Genomic DNA, 21302 nt, shown 5'->3' with positions numbered 1-21302 from the left:
CGGGCTTTAGAATATATTGGTTGCAATGCAAATGAGAACTATACGCATTATCTATGCTTTGGCAAGCGCAAATCTCTGCAGGATCCTGCTCAAATTAATGCGTGATAAAAGGGGATGCTCACCTTGCGCTGAACCATTTAAGTGAACACGCACGGAAAATTGATGCCATTTTGGCAACCATGACGCAAATACGACACAAGGAGAAAATCAGGATGGTTTGAAACTGGCGTAAGTGCCTGTTTCTAAATGGCACGCCCTGTAGGATTCGAACCTACGACCTACGGCTTAGAAGGCCGTTGCTCTATCCAACTGAGCTAAGGGCGCACTGAGAAGAGTGAACTTCGCGGTGGTGAAACGCGAAGAATTATACGGTCAATGGCAGGTGAGTCAATGCCTTTTCCGTTTTCGGGGGCAATTACCGCTAGCCGATTGTAAATACGGCTATTTTCTCAACATTTCTCGCTGTTTCACCGTAAAATTTAGCGCTGCGAAAAGGCTTAGTTGTATTTAAGTAACGCCTGCTGTTTTCCTGCTCGTCGGCTCGTCACACTAGAGCGAGGTTTCCCGGCCGCCTGGAGGCTGACAGACAACAGGACAATGGAGTGACAGCGCAAAACCCGTTCGATACGCCCCCCCGATTACAGTTTATTTCTCAGGACATCGTCGGCATCAAACTGGAGCCTGTCGTCGCCCTCACCTCTCAGCGTCAGGTTGGCGTGGAGGTGCTTAGCATTCTGTCCGAAACGCAGCACAGCGAGGATTTTTTTCGCCATCAGTCGGCAGGCTGGTCAATGACGCTGCTTGAAGCGCAGCTTGCCGCACTAAAAAAGACGCCGCACGGTAATAACCTTTTTATTAATCTGCCGATAACCGTTATGACAGAGCCAGCGTCTTTTCAGCGGCTCATCAATCTGAAAAACACGCCGCTGAATATCGAGATTGTTGATCTCTCTGCCTTTCTGGCTTTCTCTGCCGCACAGAAGCAGCGCGTCATTCAAAACCTGTCGAAACTCCGGGAACAGGGGCACAGTATATGGCTGGATGACATCGACGAAACGGTCATTCAGCCGTTTTTATTTTGTCGATTACCGTTGAACGGCATCAAAATTGATAAGGGCGCATTCTGGCGTTTACGCGCCACACCCGCGCTGAGGCAGCTGGTTTCACGTTGCTTTCAGCTGGCCGGGAGCGTGCTCATCGAAGGTATTGAGACTGAACGCGATCGCACCTGGGCACTGCAGGCAGGCGCAGATCTCGGCCAGGGATATTACTGGCCGTCCTGGACATGGCCGGAGGATTAAAGAGCCATTTCCAGGAGGGAGACCATGCGAATGACAGTGCGCCGTTACCGGCGGCGGCGTACAGGAAGTGATGCACTGGGATTTACGCGCTCACCTTTTGCTCCCCCCTTTTTCGACCGGCTCGAGTTTTTGAGCCAGTCCATCAGCCAGCCCCGAAAAACCGACGCTCCGTTTATCATTCTGGTCACGGAGGATCATTTTCTGCGCACCGGTTTTCTCAATGGGCAGTTTCCCCTGAGCAGCTGTTGCGACTATATCTCACTGGATGATGCGCTCGGCGCTCAGGCACAATGGCCTTCAGCGCGTCTGGTGGTGGATGTAGAAAGCCGTTCCAACGGGCTGATTGATCAGCTGGATCAGTTAAGAAGGCATAGCCTGTATCCCCCCTTCCTGACGCCGTGGCTACTGGTCCGGGCAGATAATTATGATACCCGTCTCTTCTGCAAAGCGGCGGGGCCTTTTCACGTGCTGGAACGTCAGATGAACGCGGCAGGGCTTCAGCACAGCCTGATGGATGCCCGCCCACCGCAGGGGTCCGATAAAGACTGGTTTTCCCGCAATGAATGGCCCATTTTGCAGGAGCTTGCCCGCGGTAAGACGCTGCGTCAGATTGCCCTTCTGCAGAATCGCCCCTATAGCCGCATTATCTATCGTCTCAGTTGCATCCTGCTTAAGCTGGGGCTGAGCCATCGCCAGGAATTGTTACACCTTCTTAATAACCTCTCTGATTGCACGTTTTAACTTACGCACTAACTTCTTATTTCCTAAAGCGCTTTAGGAATTTACTTATCACGCATGTTATGAAATGGTTAAATTTTAACAATGTATTCGATTTTATAACTATTCCTAATTTATGGTTCGGAACCATGTGAAATGTCACAGAATGAACCAAAGGCAGCACTTTCCTCCATCCGTTAAGTGAATGCAGAGGGCGTTAATAAGATGATAATGATGTAAAAACAAGCAGCTTCGCTTCACTCTCCAGGAGCGGAAAGCAAAGTGGATAGCATGTTCTCCTGCGCGATGATGGCGTGACGTTGATGCGCCTTAAGCACTTTCAGATGAAGGTTTGGCACCTTGCGAGGGCACTTTTTCGCCTCTTTGACCCTGGGTCGCCCGCCGAATCGGCGGCCTTTTTTATTAACAATTACGCAACATAAAGAGACATCTGTTATTTTTTGTTATTACATAAAGATGAAAAGATGCGGTAAATGGGATAACAGGATATTTCCGCTAAATTTAAAAACATAGCCATTAAGATCCAGAAGATAATACAAACCAATAAGCGGAGACTAATTTACAGGGTTTTCGGAAAAAACTTACTCTGTATAATAAGATGCGTACCAAATCTGAATAAGAAAAATCTTTTTGCCAACACCAGCCAAATGAGATGACCGCGCTGAGGCACTGTTCTTTTCATTACGTAAACAAGGATGCTTTCGCTCTTTCCAGGGAAATACTACGGTATAGGGATCTGCACTTTATATCCTTCCGGCATTTCGAGAGTTTTACAAAACTCTGCATAACGCTTTTAACAATCTGAGGCATTAAAAATGAAACCGGCATCCGTTATCATTATGGACGAACATCCTATCGTCAGAATGTCGATAGAGGTCCTGCTACAGAAAAATAAAAATATCACAGTCAAGCTTAAGTCTGGCGATAGCCATGAAGTTCTTGACTGTATTCGCAATCATCCTATCGATTTGGTGATCCTTGACATCGAACTTACGGGCACAGACGCCTTCTCTTTACTGAAGAGAATCAGAAACTTAAACAAAGACATTAAGATTCTGTTCCTCTCCTCTAAATCAGAGTTATTTTACGCGGGTCGTGCGATTCGCGCCGGGGCCAACGGCTTCGTCAGTAAACGAAAAGATTTGGGTGAGATCTACAACGCCGTAGAGATGATTCTGATGGGCTATTCTTTTTTCCCGTCGGAAACGCTGAATTTTATAAACCATATGGGTTCGGGAAAAGGGATGGCAGCGGATATGCCATTATCGAATCGCGAGGTCACGGTATTACGTTATCTGGCGAATGGATTATCCAATAAGGAGATTGCTGAACAGTTACTGTTAAGCAATAAGACCATCAGCGCGCACAAATCCAATATTTATTCCAAGCTTGGCGTACAAAGCATCGTGGAATTAATAGATTACGCCAAAGCACACGAGCTGCTATAACCTGAATTCACTCCCTGCAGTTTATCCGAGCTGCAGGGAGTGCGGTCAGTGCTAATTATAATTAATCATGAAGGTAGCATCCGCATCAGCCCGTCCGGGCTGAGGGTTATCGGCCGTGGCAATATAATTGGCATAAAATGATAGGGTCGCATTCCCCTGTGCATCAACCGTGACCGGCTGGCTGGCCTGCTGAAGCGCCAGACGCGTTTTATCCGCATCCCTGATCTCGACGGCGACGTGGCTCGCTGTACTGGCATCATTCAGCGCCAGCAACCCGCTATTGCTCCCGTCAGCCTTACCCGAGAACGTAATGGACGCCGCCCCGGGCGGACAGCCGGTCAGCTTCAGCGTGAAGGGCATAGGCTGCGTGCGGCTCCCCGTGGTGTTGAGCTGCTTCGTGGGCCAGGTGCCCAGCGTGACCGTTTTGTCGCTATCGTTACCCTCAGCCGCGCAGGTGAAATCGACAATATTGCCGTAGAGCCGAATATTAATTTCGCCCAATGCGGTTTCCGCCTGAGCCTGGGTGCAAAGCGCAAAGAGCGCCACGGTGATAAAACGGATCCCGTTTCGCATGTCTGCTCCTTAGTCGTAATCCACACGCAAATATCCGCGCGAGGTAAAGCGTCCTTCCGCTGGCTTGTTGCCCGTCACGCTCACCGGCCAGACCCGGATCCCCACCTGCGCCTGCGCGCTGTCGTCCAGGCGGAACGGAATTTTGCTCGTCAGGTTGTTAGGCGTGAGCGGCGCACCGCTCTCGTTGGCAATGATAAACCCCACATCCGGGTTATCCGACACCACCACATTATTGGAGACCTTTTCAGCCTCGACGCGCATCGTCAGCATAGCGTTTGCCTCCACGTTGGTGCATTTAATCGCGATGGTTTTGCTTTGCGATGAGACGCCCTCCGGCTTGTTACCCACGCCCGCCTTGCTGAACAGGGAGGCGCCAATGTCGCCGAAATCAAATTCAACCACATTGCCGGCGTTGATGGCGCAGCTCTGCGGCACCTGAATGGTTCCGCTGTAGCTGATGGTGTAGACCGGCGTGGTCAACGGATCGGAGGAGGTGGTGGTGACGTAAACGCGGAACATGGTGGCACGCGGGATCACCACCATATTGATAAAGCGTCGGGTCACCTTAAGACGGAAAATAAGGCTGGAATCCTGCACGCCAAACGGTTTGTTTTTTGAAACGTTCGGATGGCTCCCCATCTGGATATAGTTTTTGGGTGGATAAAACGCGCCAGCATAGCTATCCGTGATCTTCATCGCCCCGTCCAGATAGTCGTTAAGCTTCAGATACTGATAGCCATCGCTGGTCCCGGTGATCGGGTAATCCGTCACGTAGCTGCGCTTGGTGGTATTCCCGACGGTGCCCTTCGGGCAGACGGCGTTTACCCCCACCCACTGCGATTTCTCGCTGAGGGTGACAACCTGCCCAACCTGGTTATTCGAGCTGTTGAATTTATCCGTCAGGTCGTAATGCACCTCCGTCGGCACGCCCTTTTCATTGACGCACACGGTGGCTAACGCGTTTGTCGCGGGCAGGAGTGCCAGAAGCGACAAGGCAAAGATATGGATTTTAATCACAGCGGATCCCCTTAAGTGTGATCGCCTGTTGCAGGCTCTTTTCAGGCAAGCTGTAAGGCGCGCGGCACTGGGACTGCGCCCCGTTACCCCACTGGACCAGCAGTTCGCCTTCCAGCGGCAGCCCACTCAGGTAAATTTGCCCGTCATCCCCCACCATGCTGGTCACGCCGCTCTGGGTTTCGCGCACCACGGCGCCGAACGGCACCGGCTGGTTGCCGCGCGTTACCGTCAGCAGGGCGCGCACGCCAATGCGGGTATCAAAGCTGGCGCGGACCAGCGCGCCTTTTGTCGGCACCACGCTGCTCACGTTGTTTTCGATGTCGGTGTTGTTGCTCATGGTATTGGTATCCAGCGCCACGCGGTTGTAGCGGTAGACAGTGGCGTACGGCATGACCGCGTAGCCTCGCCAGTCGGTCTTCACGCCGGTCTGGTTTTCCACGCTGACGCCTGATGCCCCCGGCGCCTTAATCAGCACGTTGGTATCGCCCAGCGGCTGGCTGAAGGTCACGCCGTCTGAATGGCCAACCACCCCACCGGAGAGCTGCCAGTTGAGATCGTGCTGATCGCGGGAATAGTTGTAGCCCACGCCCAGCGTGCCGTAGGTTGCCTGCCAGTTGGCGCTGGCGCTTCCGCTTGAGCCGTTGGTGCTGGCGTGTCCCTGGGTCACGCTGTAGTTCAGGTTGCGGTCCTCAAGCAGCGTGCCGCTGACGCCGGTTTGCCAGCTCGTGTCGCCATCGCTGTTTCGGCTGGCGGATGCGGTGGCATAGGCGCGATCGATCGCACTGTCCCGGCGATAGCCCTGGCGAGTAAAGAGGCTAAACGGCACAGAGACGTTAAACGACGCGATCCGGTCGGTACCGTCGATCCCGACGGATTTGTTCCACGACCATGACAGGGAGTAATTGATCCCCTTCACGCCCCCCGCGTAGCCCAGCTGATACCAGAGGTTCGTTTCGTCCGTCCCCCAGTAGGTTTGCTCGCTCCCGGAGATATAGACCGAGCCGTAATCCCCCAGCGACTGGGAAATGTTGAGCTGGAAGCGGCCTTTTTTATTCCACGTCAGGTTGTGATAGCTCTGCACGTCCGGCACATCGTTATCGTCCTGGCTATCGGCATACTGGTAGCCCTCCATTGAGCGCCAGGCCACGTCGTCCAGGGTGTAAAACCCCTTCGTTGAGTAGCGGTAGCCCAGCAGCTGGAAGTTGGTGCCAAACCCGTTCAGCGATTTTGCATACAGAAAACGCAGCGATTGCCCTTCATGTTTGCTGTCGTCCGCGAGCTGGCTGCGGGCGTGGGTGATATCGACGGAGACTGCGCCCCAGTCACCGAGGTTTTTCCCGGCACCGACGGCCACTGCGGTATAGCGTGACGCCAGCTGGGTGCCGCCATAGAGCGTAAAGCCGTTAGCAAGGCCGGTAATCAGGGTGCCCTGGGCGAAGAACGGTGTATCCTGGTCGCTGTTACCGCTGCGGTAATCCCCCGCCACGAGGTCATATTTCCAGCGCCCTTCACGCTGCAGGAGCGGCACGGTGGAGTACGGCACGGTGTAGCGCTGCTGGCTGCCGTCTTTCTCTTCCACCGTGACGTCAAGGTCACCGCTGGAGGAGGTCGGGTTAAGATCGGTAATGGCGAACGCGCCGGGCTGGACGTAGCTTTGATAGATAACGTAGCCGTTCTGGCGAACCACCACTTTGGCAGGCGTACGGGCAATACCGCGTACGGTCGGCGCGTAACCCTGCAGGCTGTCGGGGTACATGCTGTCAGACGAATAGAGCCGCCCGCCGCGAAAACCGACGCTGTCGAAAACGTCATTCCCGGTGTTGCTGTCGCCCAGCACCAGCTCACTTTTCAGTGGGATAACGGTGCGCTGCGCCCAGGTGCCAATATTCTGCCACTCGCTGCGCCGCTTCCCGTTATTTTGCGTGTAGCGCCATGCGCCGTTGTTGCGTAAACGCCAGGCACCATAGTTCAGCCCGCTCTGCAGGTTCAGGTAATAGCTGTCGTCTTCGCTTCCCCGGTTGCCCGTAAAGCTGTAGTTCACCAGCGCGGCGGGAATGCCTTCATCCCACTGTTCAGGCGGAATATAGCCTCGCGCGCTGTTTTGCATTGCCACCTGCGGCAGGCTGACGTTCAGGCGCTGTGAAGCAAAGTTAAATACCGTTTCGCTGCCGGGAATAGCCGTGGTCAATGGAACGCACGTTTCACCCTGCACCTTCGCCAGCTCGGGAAATGCGGCAACGTTGACGCCAAAGCGATCGAGCATCGCGCGCGTAATGCACGGCGACAGGCCGCCCGCCACCGGCGGCGTGTTCTCGGCCTGTTCAAAACGCACGTCCTGGGTGCCGATAAACTCATCGTTACGCCAGATATCCACGCGATAGATGCCGGGTGCCTGCTGGTGCCCCTGTTCAAAACGCGACAAATCCGCCACGCTGGCGGTGTCGTCGGATAAGAAGGCCGGGTTGAAGTAGCTTTCGCTCCAGCCAGCCTGCGGCCAGAGCGCGGCCATCAGCGCCAGTGCAACCGGGCAGTAACGTCCCTGGTGGTTTTTCATCGCCCTGACTCTGCTCACAGGTTGACGCTGCGCGCCGGTGTAATGGCACCGTAGTCATTCACGCTCTGCCAGGAGAGCGTACCGCCAGCCCCGGCAGGCAGCACCTGCTGAGCCGAGTTTTTCGGCGCGACCATCAGGTTTTCCAGCGTCTGACCGCCCAGCTTCAGGTTGACCAGAGTGATGTAATACGGCGAGGCGTTGCTGACTTTGAGATGGTTCCCCACGCGCTCAAAGCGCAGCTGGGAAAGCGCCTCATCCGGCTGCATCGCCAGGTTATTCGGGCGCACAAACAGCTTGATGCGCGAAAGGATCGCCAGCTGCAGCACGTTATTGTTTTCTGTTTTCGCTTTGTTCACTGACGGGATCGCCTTCACGTTCATGTAAAAGAGCGATTCGCGATCGGCGGGCAGCGCGGGCCCGGCGTAAATAATACGCAGCGTGTTTTCGCTGTCCGGCTCGCTAACGAACAGCGGCGGCGTGACGGCAAAGGTTTTTTCCTTTTGCCCGCTGGCATTTTCGATCCACGCGTTAATTAAGTAGCGTTCTTGTTTATTGCTGTTGGTGATCGCCAGCGACGTTTGCTTCGCATCCGCCGGATAAATAACGCGCGTGGCCCCCAGCGCAATACCGCCGGAAGCATTCGCGCAAGCAGAAACCATCATTAAAATAAACGATAAAAGCAGTCCTGGTTTAATTAGCATATTCATCAAAACCGTACCTTTAATAATGTGTTCGCAGGTGTTATGGATAAATCAACGTAAACCAGACATCCGACTGAATATTGCCTGGCACGAGGTGTTCGGAAATAGCGCGATAGCGGGCGCTAAAATGAAATGCGAGCTCGCTGGTATTCACGGGCAACCAGCTGACGGCCGTCGCATTCGGGATAATCTGACGCTGCTGCTCATCAAAAAGCGCCAGCCCCACGCCGCTGCTGACAGGCGTTTCACCTGGCCGCGATGTCGCCAGAAAAACCTGCGGATCTTCCGCGGGCGTCACGCCCTGAAACTGGATCCCCACGATGCGGGAGACATCCACGCTGCAGTCCAGCAGCCGCACGGTGAACGGCACATTAACCGTTGAAAAGCTGCCCACACCGGAAAATGAATTGGTTCGGTACTGCCCCATGTCGATGCGCATATTCTGGCTGTCGGGCGCCACGGCGCAGCCGCCGTTTACCAGCTCCCCACGAAGATGCACCTTGCCGCCTTCGATCACCACGGTATGCGCCGATGCCGGGCAGGCCATCGCAAGGGTTAACAGCAGTAGTGTTCCAGTCCTTGTCATCCTTCGTTCCTGGCAGTAGCGTATGACGGGCCTCGTCCCTGAGGCCTGAACATCCCTGTGCGAGGGTATTATTCGTATTTCATTACGAAGGTGGCGTCAGCGTTCGCCTGGCCTGGCTCGGTGGTTGCAGCCGTAGATTTGTAGCGCGCGGTGAATTGCAGGGTGTTAGTCCCTTTAATCAGGTCTTTCGCGGCAGAGAAGGTGGCACCGTCCGGGGTCAGCACGCTAGATTTGCTGTCGAGGATCTCGATACCCACGCCTTTCGCGGTGTTGTCGTTGTTACCGGACGTCACGGCCAGCAGGGTTTTGTCGGTCGCGTCGATCTGGCCGGTGAAAGCAACGGCAGCGGTTTTCGCAACCAGCGGATCGCAGTCATTCAGTTCAATGTTGAACGGAATATTAGAGGTGGTGTCGCCCACTTTGGTGAATTTCGCGGTACGATACTGACCGAGATTAACCGTCTGCTCGGAAGAATCGGTATTTACTGAACAAGCAGCATTAACCAGTTCACCTTTAAAATGCACGGTACCGCCATTTACGGTAACCGGCGTAACGGGATCGGCTGCATTAGCGGCACCCGCGACCAGGGCCAGTGTTGCAATAACAGAAGAAGCAATGTTGCTGAGTTTCATGTCTATTCCTTTAAAATGTAAATAACCCTTCCCGCGAAAAATCGGGAATAAGAAATACGTTCAATTGCATAATTGAAAACTTATTTCGGAGGAGACAAAGTAGCTCAGGATGTAATTTTTAAATATGTCAAAACACTGCCATTTCGCCAGGTCACATCCTAATCCCGTCTAAGAAATTGACCATCACTTAAGAAGGGTTTTTGCGCCTCACGGATGAAAACTCGTAAAGGGTGACTGACAGCGGCGCTCGCTTCTGACAAAATACAGGCAATCCCCCCTTTCAAACGTTACAGACGGAATCTTCTCTCTGATGGCAGCAAAGATTATTGACGGTAAAACGATTGCGCAGCAGGTGCGCTCTGAGGTCGCGGAAAAAGTGAAGGCGCGTAAAGCCGCCGGAAAACGCGCTCCCGGGCTGGCCGTTGTGCTGGTTGGCAGCAACCCGGCATCACAGATTTATGTCGGCAGCAAACGCAAAGCGTGTGAAGAGGTGGGGTTCGTCTCCCGCTCTTACGATTTGCCGGAAACCACCAGCGAAGCGGAACTGCTGGAACTTATTGACACCCTGAATGCCGATAAAGAGATCGACGGCATTCTGGTTCAGCTGCCGCTGCCTGCGGGCATCGACAACGTGAAGGTACTGGAGCGTATCGCGCCGGATAAAGACGTCGACGGTTTCCATCCGTACAACGTGGGCCGCCTGTGCCAGCGCGCGCCGCGTCTGCGCCCGTGCACCCCGCGCGGCATCGTGACGCTGCTGGAGCGTTATAACATCGACACCTACGGCCTGAACGCCGTGGTCATCGGCGCGTCCAATATCGTGGGCCGTCCGATGAGCATGGAGCTGCTGCTGGCCGGCTGCACCACCACCGTGACCCACCGCTTTACCAAAAACCTGCGTCACCACGTTGAAAACGCCGATCTGCTGATCGTCGCGGTCGGCAAGCCGGGCTTTATTCCGGGCGAGTGGATCAAAGAGGGCGCGATTGTCGTGGACGTCGGGATTAACCGTCTGGAAAACGGCAAAGTGGTCGGCGACGTGGTGTACGAAGATGCGGCGGCTCGCGCCTCTTACATTACGCCAGTGCCGGGCGGCGTTGGCCCGATGACTGTAGCAACGCTGATTCAGAATACTTTGCAGGCATGCGAAGAGTACCACGATGTAGAGGAAGCATAAAATGGCCACATTTTCATTAGGCAAACACCCGCACGTTGAGCTGTGCGATCTGCTCAAGCTTGAAGGCTGGAGCGAAAGCGGCGCGCAGGCGAAAATCGTTATCGCCGACGGGCGGGTTTTAGTCGACGGCGAGGTGGAAACCCGCAAGCGCTGCAAAATTGTCGCCGGCCAGACCGTGAGCTTTGAAGGGCAGAGCGTGACCGTGACGGCCTGAGTCCTCCTCACCCTCTCCCCAAAGGGGAGAGGGGATCAAAAATCCCCCCATATCCATCACGGTTATTTATCGATCAACTTCAAATAATCACTATTTCATCTGTTGAAAGGTGAGATTTCAGTTGCGCGTTTTTCACTCTTTCCCCACGATAAGTAGAACGTTCTACTAAAACGTTCTACTTACAATAACAGCGCTTAAAAAGCGCTACTCGGGGGAAATCAGCATGAGTCTGATATCAGGGTTTGTTAAATCGCTGTCTAAGTTATCGATGATTGGTCGCGCCTTAATGCTGCCAATTTCACTGCTTCCCGCTGCGGGCCTGCTGCTGGCCTTCGGCGATAAGTTCCACCTGCCGCTAATGATGAACGCTGGCGGGGTTATCTTTGATAACCTGCCGATGCTGTTTGCCATCGGCTCTGCTGTCGGTCTGGCCTCGGAATCCGGCATTGCAGCACTCTCGGCGGCGGTGTCGGTGTTTGTCACCAACATCACCATCAGCACCGTATTAAGCATCACGCCGGAAATGGCCTCACAGGGCGGAAAATATGCCATGGTGGTCGGCATCCCGACGCTGCAGATGGGCGTCTTCGGCGGGCTTATCTGCGGCATTCTCGCAGCCTGGTGCTACAACCGCTTCCACACCATGCAGCTGCCGGAGTTCCTCGGCTTCTTCTCCGGGAAGCGCTTTGTGGCGATCGCCACGGCGTTCCTCTCTTTCCTGATGGGGCTGCTGCTACCGTACGTCTGGCAGCATATTCAGGCCGGTATCGACGCGCTCTCAGTGATCGTAAACGGTGATAACCAGGCGGCATCGACCTTTATCTTCGGGCTGGTGGAGCGCGCGCTGATCCCGCTCGGCCTGCACCACATCTGGTATCCGTCCTTCTGGTATTCGTTCGGGGATTACACCACCCAGGCGGGCCAGGTGATCCACGGTGACCAGACCATCTGGTTCAAGATGCTCGAAGAGGGGGTGAAATCCTTCAGCAGCGACACCTACCAGAACGCCGGTAAGTTCATGCAGGGCGAGTTCCCGCTGATGCTGTTCGCGCTGCCTGCGGCATGCCTGGCGATGTACCACGAAGCGCATACGAAGAATAAGAAAATCGCGGCCGGTATTCTGTTCTCCGCTGCCCTCACCTGCTTCCTGACGGGGATCACCGAGCCGGTAGAGTTCACCTTTATCTTCGTGGCGCCGATTCTGTACGTCTTCAACGCCATCATGGCGGGCCTGGCGTACATGACCATGTACCTGCTGCACGCGCATATCGCCAAATCGTTCTCGGCGGGCTTTATCGACTACCTGTCGTTCGGGATCCTGCCGTCGTTTAACGGCTATCAGACCAACTTCCTGAGTGCCATTATCATCGGCATTCCGATGGCGCTGATTTACTACTTCACGTTCCGCTTCGTGATCCGTCGTTTCGACGTGAAAACGCCGGGCCGTACGGAGGTGACCGCCAGCGCGAATGACAAGTCCGATTCCGAACTTGCCACCGAAATCATCGGCCTGCTGGGCGGCGCGCAGAACATTGACTCCGTCGGCTCCTGCATCACCCGCCTGCGTCTGGAAGTGGCGAAGAGCGATGCGGTGGACAGGGACGGACTGAACGGGCTTGGCGCACGCGGCGTGGTCTTCGTCGGCGACAACGGGATCCAGGTGATTTTCGGTGCCAGAGCACAGTTTATCGCCCAGACCATGTCCACCATGATCGGCAAATAATAAGATGCCTGAACGACACGTCTCCTGTACGCTGGGAGACGTGTTTTATCCGGCTGATAATCGGTAAATTTCAGGGAGCGGTTTTGAAGAAAGTCAGCATCATTGATGTCGCAAAGCACGCGGGCGTCTCGGTCTCTACCGTGTCGCTGGTGCTACGTCAGAAAGGGAAAATCTCAGAGGCGACGATCGAGAAGGTCAATGCCGCCATCACGACGCTGGGCTATGTTCATAACGTTGCCGCTGCCAACCTCCGCGCCAACACCTCCAATCTTATCGGCCTGATCCTGCGTGACTTCAGCGACAGCTTTTCCATCAAGGTGATGGCGAGCATCGTTCAGGAGCTGGAGAAGCAGGGTTATATGGTGTTTCTCGGCCAGCCGCTGAACGACCAGGAACATCTGGAACGGACCCTGCTGTCGTTTAAGCAGCAGGGCGTCGCGGGCGTTATTTATCTGGCGTCTGACACCCGTAACGCCGCTTTACCGGAGCAGATCCGCCAGTGCCCGCTGCCGCTGGTGGCGGTCTCGCAGTCTCTGCTGGACGAAAAATGCAATCTGGTCATGCGCGATAATCGCCAGGCAGCGAACCTTGCCGCACGCTATCTTATCGAACGCGGACACCGCACGATCGCCTACATTGGCGGGCGCGAGGGCTGTCTTATCCGCGAGCAGCGCCTGCTCGGCTTTCGCAGCGCGATGACGCAAAACGGGCTGGTCTGGCGCGATGATTATTCACCGGCCTGCAGCGACGACACCCAGGCCGCCGCGATGGCAACGCGCCAGCTGCTGGAGAAAAACAGCTCCATCACCGCCCTGCTTTGCCACTCCCCGGATGCGATGATCGGCTCCATTTCCGGCATTCACCAGGTGGGCCGCACCGTGGGGAAAGACGTGTTCCTGACCCAGCAGGTGGCGCTGATCGGTTTTGAAGATATGCTCCACGTCAACCTCACCTCCCCTTCCTTCACCTATGTCTCTTCGGCCAGCGATGAAACAGGACGACAGGCGGCGGGGCTGATTATCCGCAAGCTGAAGGAGCCGGATCTGCAAACCCAGCGCATTACGCTGTCCGGGCAGCTTATCGCCCGCGAGTCGGCGTAAAATCAGAATTTGACACAGGTTTGCTGCAGCGGATTCGCTGCTATATTGCCGTGATTTGCCATGGATAATTGCAATGCCTACCGTTATCACTCACGCTGCTGTTCCCCTTTGCCTGGGCTTAGGTCTGGGAACGAAAGTCATCCCTCCCCGCCTGCTGTTTGCCGGGATCGTGCTCGCCATGCTGCCGGACGCCGACGTGCTGGCGTTCAAATTCGGCGTCGCCTACGGGAATATTTTCGGCCACCGCGGCTTTACCCATTCGCTGCTGTTTGCCTTTGCGGTACCGATACTCTGCGTGCTGATTGGCCGACGATGGTTCCGGGCCAGCCTGACGCGCTGCTGGCTGTTCTTAACCGTTTCACTGCTGTCGCACAGCCTGCTGGATTCCGTTACCACCGGCGGAAAAGGCGTCGGCTGGCTGTGGCCGTGGTCAGACGAGCGCTTCTTTGCGCCGTGGCAGGTGATTAAGGTCGCGCCGTTTGCGCTATCGCGCTACGCCACGCCGTACGGGCATGAGGTCATTATCTCGGAACTGCTGTGGGTGTGGCTACCGGGGGTGGTGCTGATGGGGATGTTGTGGTGGAAAAGAAGGTAAAAGTAGGCCCGGTAAGCGTTAGCGCCACCGGGCGTTACAGACTTACTTACGACGCCAGGTCGTCCCCTGCGGGCCGTCTTCCAGAATGATGCCCATCTCGGTCAGACGGTTACGCGCCGCATCTGCCGCCGCCCAGTCTTTGGCCTGACGCGCTTCCAGACGCGCCTTGATCAGCGCTTCAATTTCTGCCACTTCGCCGTCGTCTGCCTGCGCGCCGCTTTGCAGGAACGCGTCTGGCTCCTGCTCCAGCAGGCCGAGCACGGAAGAGAGCTTACGCAGATGAGATGCCAGCGCATTCGCCGCTGCCATGTCCTCTGACTTCAGGCGGTTCACTTCGCGCGCCATGTCGAACAGCACGGAGTAGGCTTCCGGCGTGTTGAAGTCGTCGTTCATCACCTCAACGAAGCGCGCTTCGAACGCTTCGCCGCCCGCCGCAGGCACAGATTTGTCGGTGCCGCGCAGCGCGGTGTACAGACGCTCCAGCGCCGAACGCGCCTGCTTCAGGTTCTCTTCGCTGTAGTTCAGCTGGCTACGATAGTGGCCAGACATCAGGAAGTAGCGCACGGTTTCCGCATCGTAATACTTCAGCACGTCGCGCACGGTGAAGAAGTTGCCCAGCGATTTCGACATCTTCTCGCGGTCAACCATCACCATCCCGGAGTGCATCCAGTAGTTAACGTACTCGCCGCCGTGGGCACAGGTGGACTGCGCAATTTCGTTTTCGTGGTGCGGGAACATCAGATCCGAACCGCCGCCGTGAATGTCGAAATGGTTGCCCAGCTGCTTGCAGTTCATCGCTGAACATTCAATGTGCCAGCCCGGACGGCCTTCGCCCCACGGGGATGGCCAGCTTGGTTCGCCCTCTTTGGACATCTTCCACAGCACGAAGTCCATCGGGTTACGCTTCACGTCAACCACGTCGACGCGCGCGCCGGCCTGCAGCTGGTCCAGGTCCTGACGGGAAAGCGCGCCGTAGGTTGGGTCCGTCGGCACGGAGAACATCACGTCGCCGTTGTCTGCCACATAGGCGTGACCGCGTTCGATCAGCTTTTCGGTGATCTCGATAATTTCGTGGATATGGTGGGTCGCACGCGGCTCGCTGTCCGGACGCAGAATATTGAGGGCATCAAAATCTTTGTGCATCTCAACAATCATGCGATCCACCAGCGCAACAAAGCTTTCGCCGTTTTCATTAGCGCGCTTGATGATTTTGTCGTCGATGTCGGTGATGTTACGCACGTACTTCAGGTTATAGCCCAGGAAGCGCAGGTAGCGAGAGACCACGTCGAACGCAACAAAGGTACGGCCATGGCCGATATGACAGAGATCGTAAACCGTAATACCACACACGTACATGCCGACTTCCCCGGCATGGATAGGTTTAAATTCCTCTTTCTGGCGCGTCATTGTATTAAAGATTTTTAACATCGAAGATTCCATGTAAACACGTGTGTGAGTTGTTTGTTCCATATAATACCCATAATTCGGAATAGGATCAGCACACAATGCAAGGTGATCGCGTCCTGTGGTTATGCTATAACAAGCCCCTATATATGACCCGAAGGCGGGTCGACGTACCACAATAACGGAACAGGATGCAAAAATGGTTACTTTCCACACTAATCATGGCGATATCGTAATCAAGACCTTTGATGACAAAGCGCCTGAAACAGTTAAAAACTTCCTGGACTACTGCCGCGAAGGTTTCTACAACAACACTATTTTCCACCGCGTGATCAACGGCTTTATGATCCAGGGCGGCGGTTTCGAGCCTGGCATGCGTCAGAAAGAGACCAAAGAGGCGATCAAAAACGAAGCGAACAACGGTCTGAAAAACACCCGCGGTACGCTGGCAATGGCCCGTACTCAGGCGCCTCACTCTGCCACCGCGCAGTTCTTCATCAACGTAGCGGACAACGACTTCCTGAACTTCTCCGGCGAAAGCCTGCAGGGTTGGGGCTACTGCGTGTTCGCAGAAGTGGTTGAAGGTATGGACGTGGTCGATAAGATCAAAGCCGTCTCTACCGGCCGCAGCGGCATGCACCAGGACGTTCCTAAAGAAGACGTTGTGATTACAAGCGTGACCGTCAGCGAGTAATTCGTGGCGACACTCTTTATTGCGGATCTGCATCTGCAAACAGAAGAACCGGCGATAACCGCCGGTTTTCTGCGTTTTTTACGCGGTGAAGCGAAAGGCGCCGACGCGCTGTACATCCTGGGCGATCTCTTTGAAGCCTGGATTGGCGACGACGATCCTAACCCGCTGCACCGTGAAATGGCTGCAGCCATTAAAACGCTGGTAGATTCCGGCGTCCCCTGCTACTTCATTCACGGCAACCGTGATTTCCTGCTCGGCAAGCGCTATGCCCGCGAAAGCGGTATGACGCTGCTGCCGGAAGAGCAGGTGCTCGATCTCTATGGCCGCAAGGTACTGATCATGCACGGCGACACGCTCTGCACCGACGATACCGGCTACCTGGCGTTTCGCGCCAAGGTCCACACCCCGTGGATCCAGAAGGTGTTCCTTGCCCTGCCGCTGTTTATCCGCAACCGCATCGCCGCCAGAATGCGTGCGGGCAGCAAAGCCGCCAACAGCAGTAAATCCCTGACCATCATGGACGTCAATCCGCAAGCTGTGGTGAGCGTGATGGAAAAGCATGGCGTTCAGTGGCTGATCCACGGTCATACCCATCGCCCTGACGTGCATTCTCTGAGCGCCAACGGTGGACCGGCCCATCGCGTGGTATTGGGCGCATGGCATACTGAGGGTTCGATGGTCAAAGTCACTCCCGACGGTGTCGAACTGATCGCTTTTCCGTTTTAACGTTTTCTCGTCGTTTCGCTTGTTTCTCAGCCACGCAACCGTTTTCCTTGCCCGTATAACATGCTATTCTCTGTGCCCTCGAAAGCAGTGTGTTTCGCACCACAGGAGTTTTAAGACGCATGTCTTCCCGCAATAATCCGGCGCGTGTCGCCATCGTGATGGGGTCCAAAAGCGACTGGGCTACCATGCAGTTCGCCGCCGAAATCTTTGAAATCCTGAATGTTCCGCACCACGTTGAAGTGGTTTCCGCACACCGTACGCCGGACAAACTGTTCAGCTTCGCCGAAAGCGCCGAAGAGAACGGGTATGAGGTGATTATTGCCGGTGCGGGCGGCGCAGCACATCTGCCGGGCATGATTGCCGCCAAAACGCTGGTGCCGGTTCTGGGCGTCCCGGTACAAAGCGCCGCGTTAAGCGGTGTCGATAGCCTCTACTCCATCGTCCAGATGCCGCGCGGTATTCCTGTCGGTACGCTGGCAATTGGCAAAGCGGGCGCGGCGAACGCCGCCCTGCTGGCCGCGCAAATTCTTGCAACGCACGACAAAGATTTACACCAGCGCCTGGCGGAGTGGCGTAAAGCCCAGACCGACGAGGTGCTGGATAACCCGGACCCGCGGGGTGCGGCATGAAGCAGGTTTGCGTCCTCGGCAACGGCCAGCTGGGCCGCATGCTGCGTCAGGCTGGCGAACCGTTGGGGATTGCCGTCTGGCCCGTCGGGCTGGACGCCGAGCCGGAAGCGGTGCCGTTCCATCAGAGCGTGATCACCGCCGAAATTGAACGCTGGCCGGAAACCGCCCTGACCCGCGAGCTGGCGCGCCATAACGCCTTCGTGAACCGCGACGTGTTCCCGATCATTGCCGACCGTCTGACGCAGAAGCAGCTGTTCGACAAGCTGGGCCTCGCAACCGCCCCGTGGCAGCTCCTGTCTGATAAAAGCGAGTGGAATGACGTCTTCGCCATGCTGGGCGAGCTGGCGATTGTGAAGCGCCGCGTGGGTGGCTACGACGGCCGCGGCCAGTGGCGCCTGCGCGCAGGCGACACCGCCGAGCTGCCGGACGACTGCTACGGCGAGTGCATCGTTGAGCAGGGCATCAACTTCAGCGGCGAAGTGTCGCTGGTTGGCGCACGCGGGCACGATGGTCGCACTGTGTTTTACCCGCTGACGCATAACCTGCATCAGGACGGCATTCTGCGCACCAGCGTCGCCTTCCCGCACGCCAATGCCGACCAGCAGGCGCAGGCGGAAGAGATGCTTTCTGCCATCATGCACGAGCTGGGCTACGTGGGCGTGATGGCGATGGAGTGCTTCGTCACGCCGTCGGGCCTGCTGATCAACGAGCTGGCGCCGCGCGTGCACAACAGCGGCCACTGGACGCAAAACGGCGCCTCTATCAGCCAGTTCGAACTGCACCTGCGTGCCATCACCGACCTGCCGCTGCCACAGCCCGTCGTTAACAGCCCGTCGGTGATGATCAACCTGATCGGGACCGATCTGAACTACGACTGGCTGAAGCTGCCGCTGGTGCATCTGCACTGGTATGACAAAGAGGTTCGCGCGGGTCGTAAAGTGGGTCATCTCAACCTGAACGACAGCGATACCGACCGCCTGAGCGCCACCCTGGAGGCGATCGTTCCTCTCCTGCCGCCAGAATACGCGAGCGGAATTGTCTGGGCACAGTCAAAGCTCAAGTAAGACATCTGCGCCGGGGAGTTGACCTTCCCCTTCCCCGGCGTACAATCCCCGCCCATTGCTGCTGAGTTTTCTTCTGGAATCACCATGAACGATGGAACGGACTATCGCGCGATCCTCGCGTCTGATACCCCTTTAATCGACGTTCGCGCGCCGATCGAATTTGCCCAAGGTGCGATGCCCGCCGCACTCAACCTGCCCTTAATGAACGACGACGAGCGTGCCGCCGTCGGTACCTGCTATAAGCGCCAGGGACCCGACGCCGCGCTGGCGCTCGGCCATAGCCTGGTGAGCGGCGAGACGCGGGAGGCGCGCATTAACGCCTGGAGCGAAGCCAGCCTTGCGCACCCCGAGGGCTATCTCTGCTGTGCGCGTGGCGGTCAGCGCTCGCATATCTCTCAGGCCTGGCTGAAAGAGGCTGGCATCGACTACCCGCTGATCCGCGGCGGCTATAAGGCCCTGCGCCAGACGGCGATTCAGGTCACCATTGAGCAGTCGCAAAAGCCGATGGTGCTTATTGGCGGCTGTACCGGCAACGGTAAAACGCTGCTGGTGAAGCAGCACGCGCAGGGCATCGATCTGGAAGGGCTGGCGCACCATCGCGGCTCGTCGTTTGGCCGCACGCTTACGCCGCAGCTTTCCCAGGCGAGCTTCGAGAATCACCTTGCGGTTGAGCTATTGAAAAAAGACGCCGCGCGCTGGGTGCTGGAGGACGAGGGCCGGATGATTGGCTCCAACCACCTGCCGGAGTGCCTGCGCGACCGCATGGTTGACGCCCCTATCGTTGTCGTCGAAGACCCGTTTGAAACCCGACTTGAGCGCCTGCGCGAAGAGTATTTTGACCACATGTGGGCGGATTTTTCTGCCGCGTACGGTGAGGAGGCGGGCTGGAAGGAGTACAGCGAGTACCTGCACCACGGCCTGTTTGCCATTCGCCGTCGGCTTGGGCTACAGCGTTTTGCGGAATTTACGGCGCTGCTGGACGCGGCCCTTGCCGAACAACAGCGAACGGGCAGCACCGACGCGCACTTCAGCTGGCTTGTACCGCTGCTGAAGGACTATTACGACCCGATGTACGGCTATCAGCTGGAGAAGAAAGCGGAGAAGATTGTCTATCGCGGGACGTTCGCAGAAATTGCCGAGTGGCTTAATCGCTAAAAAAAGCCGGGTGGCGAGGTAAAAGCAAAACGGCAACCTGGGTTGCCGTTTTTAATGTTTTTTCCCTCTCCCCGTGGGAGAGGGTCAGGGTGAGGGCATCAGGCCGCACCCTACATGACATCTTAGAAGTCGTAACGCAGACGCACCAGGTTCATGTCGCCCAGGTTGTCGGTGCTGGAGGTGAACACGTGTTCGTAATCCACGCGGAAACCGTAATCCAGCTGGAAGCTGATACCCACGCCGTTGTCGATGCGCTGGTAGTTACGGCCGTTCACGTACTCGATGCGGTCACCCATGAAGTAAGGCTGGATGGATTTCACCGCGTACTGACCGATTGGGAATTTGTACCCTGCGAAGTATTCAATACCCCACGCGTCGCCCGCAAAGTAGTCGTTAACAGACACTTTTTTGGTGGTCAGGAAGTTCTGGTACCAGCCGCCGCCAGCGGAGAAGGTCCAGTTGTCCGGCGTCCAGCTCAGCGCAGTACCGACAATATTCTGGTCGTAGGATTTGCTGTCGCCGTTGTCCGGGTTACGCATGTCCGCGCGGGTGTAGTTCCACGCAGCGCCCCAGGTCAGATCGGTGGTCAGGTGGTAATCGATACCCAGTGAGCCGCCGCCTTTACGCTTGTAGCGCAGACCGTTGCCCGGCAGGTATTCGCTGTCTTCAAACAGGTAGGATGCATAGATGTCCGCATCGCCCACGGTTTTCTTATATTTCAGCATCTGGCGTGAACGGTAAGAGCCGTCGTAGTCGCCGTTGATCCCGTTACCCGGCGCCTGGCCGATCATGTCGTAGTCCCAGATATCGGTTTTCGCGCCCACCACATCGTAGTACACGCTGTTCTGCTGGCCGAAGGTCAGCGTACCCCAGGTATCGCTCTTCAGGCCGGTGTAGAGCATACGGCGTGAGGTGTCGTGCGCGCCGTCGGCGTAGTGGTTATCCCAGTTAAACTGCGCCGGAATGTTCACCCCCAGCTCGTAGTAGCTGATCCAGCTGATGTCGTCAAACAGGTAGTAATCAGCCGCGAAACGGAAGCGGGTACCGCCGTCAAAGCCGTTACGCTTGTAGCCGTTTTTGCCGTCATCGCCGGTCATGTTCTGGAACTGAGGACGAATACTGCCGCCAACGGTGAAGTTCAGGCGGCTCAGCGGGTTACCCGCCTGAGGATCCTGCTTAAGTACGGTGATTTCTGCCTGAGATGCAAAAGTAGTCAATGCCACTGCCGCGCCGATCGTTGCCGCCAGCGCTGATTTTTTTATAGTCATTAT

The 21302-nt window shown here is 56.2% G+C and carries 21 protein-coding genes, 1 tRNA gene and 1 pseudogene; 14 read left to right on the top strand and 9 right to left on the bottom strand.

Annotation, left to right across the window (positions count from 1 at the left end; translation table 11 throughout):
• Positions 1-113: 113 nt before the first annotated feature.
• Positions 114-232: pseudogene (locus IM294_RS08475) on the top strand (hypothetical protein); the annotation flags it as partial.
• A gap of 15 nt (positions 233-247) precedes the next feature.
• Here IM294_RS08475 and IM294_RS08470 read toward each other — a convergent pair.
• Positions 248-324, bottom strand: a tRNA-Arg gene (locus IM294_RS08470).
• A gap of 278 nt (positions 325-602) precedes the next feature.
• On the opposite strand from IM294_RS08470, the gene IM294_RS08465 reads away from it, so the two are divergent.
• The 3 genes from IM294_RS08465 to fimZ all read left to right on the top strand — a co-directional run bounded on the left by IM294_RS08465 (position 603) and on the right by fimZ (position 3487).
• Complete coding sequence (locus tag IM294_RS08465) at positions 603-1301, top strand: EAL domain-containing protein (RefSeq protein WP_028012234.1); 699 nt, start codon at positions 603-605, stop codon at positions 1299-1301.
• Between the two features lie 24 nt (positions 1302-1325).
• Positions 1326-2042, top strand: a complete 717-nt coding sequence (locus IM294_RS08460; protein WP_126818324.1) for a response regulator transcription factor — start codon at positions 1326-1328, stop codon at positions 2040-2042.
• 812 nt (positions 2043-2854) lie between these two features.
• Positions 2855-3487 (top strand): fimbria biosynthesis transcriptional regulator FimZ, encoded by a 633-nt coding sequence (gene fimZ, locus IM294_RS08455; protein ID WP_126818323.1) that lies wholly within the window; start codon positions 2855-2857, stop codon positions 3485-3487.
• Positions 3488-3538: 51 nt separating this feature from the next.
• Here fimZ and sfmF read toward each other — a convergent pair whose 3' ends face one another.
• The 6 genes from sfmF to fimA form a co-directional block, all read right to left on the bottom strand.
• Positions 3539-4060: a fimbria assembly protein gene (gene sfmF, locus IM294_RS08450; protein ID WP_126818322.1), complete on the bottom strand. Its 522-nt coding sequence runs from the start codon at positions 4058-4060 to the stop codon at positions 3539-3541.
• Between the two features lie 9 nt (positions 4061-4069).
• Complete coding sequence (gene fimH / locus IM294_RS08445) at positions 4070-5077, bottom strand: type 1 fimbria D-mannose specific adhesin FimH (protein WP_041911033.1); 1008 nt, start codon at positions 5075-5077, stop codon at positions 4070-4072.
• Complete coding sequence (locus tag IM294_RS08440) at positions 5070-7631, bottom strand: fimbrial biogenesis usher protein (RefSeq protein WP_041911034.1); 2562 nt, start codon at positions 7629-7631, stop codon at positions 5070-5072. Before IM294_RS08440 ends, fimH begins: the two co-directional genes overlap by 8 nt.
• Before the next feature lie 14 nt (positions 7632-7645).
• Positions 7646-8338, bottom strand: a complete 693-nt coding sequence (fimC, locus tag IM294_RS08435) for a type 1 fimbria chaperone FimC (RefSeq protein ID WP_028012228.1) — start codon at positions 8336-8338, stop codon at positions 7646-7648.
• A gap of 34 nt (positions 8339-8372) precedes the next feature.
• Positions 8373-8918: a type 1 fimbrial protein subunit FimI gene (fimI, locus tag IM294_RS08430; RefSeq protein WP_028012227.1), complete on the bottom strand. Its 546-nt coding sequence runs from the start codon at positions 8916-8918 to the stop codon at positions 8373-8375.
• 68 nt (positions 8919-8986) lie between these two features.
• Positions 8987-9550: a type 1 fimbrial major subunit FimA gene (gene fimA / locus IM294_RS08425; RefSeq protein ID WP_028012226.1), complete on the bottom strand. Its 564-nt coding sequence runs from the start codon at positions 9548-9550 to the stop codon at positions 8987-8989.
• A gap of 310 nt (positions 9551-9860) precedes the next feature.
• Here fimA and folD point away from each other — a divergent pair, with 310 nt between their 5' ends.
• The 5 genes from folD to IM294_RS08400 all read left to right on the top strand — a co-directional run bounded on the left by folD (position 9861) and on the right by IM294_RS08400 (position 14359).
• Positions 9861-10727 (top strand): bifunctional methylenetetrahydrofolate dehydrogenase/methenyltetrahydrofolate cyclohydrolase FolD, encoded by an 867-nt coding sequence (folD, locus tag IM294_RS08420; protein ID WP_028012225.1) that lies wholly within the window; start codon positions 9861-9863, stop codon positions 10725-10727.
• 1 nt (position 10728) lies between these two features.
• A complete protein-coding gene (ybcJ, locus tag IM294_RS08415) occupies positions 10729-10941 on the top strand; it encodes a ribosome-associated protein YbcJ (RefSeq protein WP_126818321.1) in 213 nt (70 codons plus the stop codon).
• A 223-nt stretch (positions 10942-11164) separates the two neighbouring features.
• Positions 11165-12664, top strand: a complete 1500-nt coding sequence (locus IM294_RS08410) for a PTS transporter subunit EIIC (RefSeq protein ID WP_028012223.1) — start codon at positions 11165-11167, stop codon at positions 12662-12664.
• Positions 12665-12747: 83 nt separating this feature from the next.
• Positions 12748-13764 carry a Mal regulon transcriptional regulator MalI gene (gene malI, locus IM294_RS08405; RefSeq protein ID WP_028012222.1) on the top strand — a complete coding sequence of 339 codons (1017 nt, stop codon included), beginning with the start codon at positions 12748-12750 and terminating at the stop codon, positions 13762-13764.
• A gap of 73 nt (positions 13765-13837) precedes the next feature.
• On the top strand, positions 13838-14359 hold the full coding sequence (locus tag IM294_RS08400) for a metal-dependent hydrolase (RefSeq protein WP_028012221.1): 522 nt from the start codon (positions 13838-13840) through the stop codon (positions 14357-14359).
• A gap of 42 nt (positions 14360-14401) precedes the next feature.
• Here IM294_RS08400 and cysS read toward each other — a convergent pair whose 3' ends face one another.
• Entirely contained in the window at positions 14402-15787 is a 1386-nt protein-coding gene (cysS, locus tag IM294_RS08395; RefSeq protein ID WP_045260709.1) for a cysteine--tRNA ligase, read from the bottom strand.
• 175 nt (positions 15788-15962) lie between these two features.
• Here cysS and ppiB point away from each other — a divergent pair, with 175 nt between their 5' ends.
• The 5 genes from ppiB (at position 15963) to mnmH (ending at position 20031) form a co-directional block, all read left to right on the top strand.
• Positions 15963-16457 (top strand): peptidylprolyl isomerase B, encoded by a 495-nt coding sequence (gene ppiB / locus IM294_RS08390; RefSeq protein WP_000256009.1) that lies wholly within the window; start codon positions 15963-15965, stop codon positions 16455-16457.
• Positions 16458-16460: 3 nt separating this feature from the next.
• Positions 16461-17183, top strand: a complete 723-nt coding sequence (gene lpxH, locus IM294_RS08385; RefSeq protein WP_126818320.1) for a UDP-2,3-diacylglucosamine diphosphatase — start codon at positions 16461-16463, stop codon at positions 17181-17183.
• A gap of 119 nt (positions 17184-17302) precedes the next feature.
• Positions 17303-17812 carry a 5-(carboxyamino)imidazole ribonucleotide mutase gene (gene purE, locus IM294_RS08380; RefSeq protein WP_006809824.1) on the top strand — a complete coding sequence of 170 codons (510 nt, stop codon included), beginning with the start codon at positions 17303-17305 and terminating at the stop codon, positions 17810-17812.
• The gene (gene purK, locus IM294_RS08375; protein ID WP_028012218.1) at positions 17809-18876 is read left to right on the top strand and encodes a 5-(carboxyamino)imidazole ribonucleotide synthase; all 1068 of its coding nucleotides are present in this window, start codon (positions 17809-17811) and stop codon (positions 18874-18876) included. The genes purE and purK overlap by 4 nt, the downstream gene beginning before the upstream one ends.
• A gap of 84 nt (positions 18877-18960) precedes the next feature.
• Complete coding sequence (gene mnmH / locus IM294_RS08370; RefSeq protein ID WP_126818319.1) at positions 18961-20031, top strand: tRNA 2-selenouridine(34) synthase MnmH; 1071 nt, start codon at positions 18961-18963, stop codon at positions 20029-20031.
• A 122-nt stretch (positions 20032-20153) separates the two neighbouring features.
• Here mnmH and IM294_RS08365 read toward each other — a convergent pair whose 3' ends face one another.
• Positions 20154-21299 (bottom strand): porin, encoded by a 1146-nt coding sequence (locus tag IM294_RS08365; protein WP_047367634.1) that lies wholly within the window; start codon positions 21297-21299, stop codon positions 20154-20156.
• Between the last annotated feature and the right edge of the window lie 3 nt (positions 21300-21302).

The organism is Enterobacter cloacae complex sp. P43RS, assembly GCF_014930585.1.
Lineage (GTDB): Bacteria > Pseudomonadota > Gammaproteobacteria > Enterobacterales > Enterobacteriaceae > Enterobacter > Enterobacter bugandensis.
This window is presented reverse-complemented; position numbering and strand designations above follow the sequence as displayed.